Source organism: Arthrobacter sp. SIMBA_036, from assembly GCF_046535135.1.
Taxonomy (GTDB): domain Bacteria; phylum Actinomycetota; class Actinomycetes; order Actinomycetales; family Micrococcaceae; genus Arthrobacter.
This window is the reverse complement of sequence record NZ_JAWRXG010000297.1, coordinates 1-257: the sequence shown is the minus strand read 5'-3', so window position 1 is coordinate 257 and position 257 is coordinate 1. Positions and strand designations below refer to the sequence as shown.

The window sequence follows — 257 nt, the reverse complement described above, 5'->3', positions numbered from 1 at the left end:
AAGTAAGCAAAATAAAAAATGCACGGAAATAGTCCGTGCAATTTTTATAGGTAACGTATGTTATTTGGTGGAAATATACTTTATAGCGGCTTCCAAAACCCTATCTACAAATGTTTTTGGAGAATTTTTCATTTCCAGCAGTTCTGCATCTGAAGGCGGAGTAACATAAATATCCGGCTTGATGCCAATTCCCTCAATAACTTCGCCTTTTGCATCTTTATGGGCCATTACCGGCATATAAAAACTCAAATATCCTG

Annotated in this window: 1 protein-coding gene; it reads right to left on the bottom strand. The window is 36.6% G+C overall.

All coding sequences use genetic code 11. The features are described from left to right. Positions 1-60: 60 nt before the first annotated feature. Positions 61-257, bottom strand: a 197-nt coding sequence (locus tag SB659_RS19955) for a hypothetical protein (RefSeq protein WP_410551675.1), incomplete at its 5' end; no start/stop codon positions are given.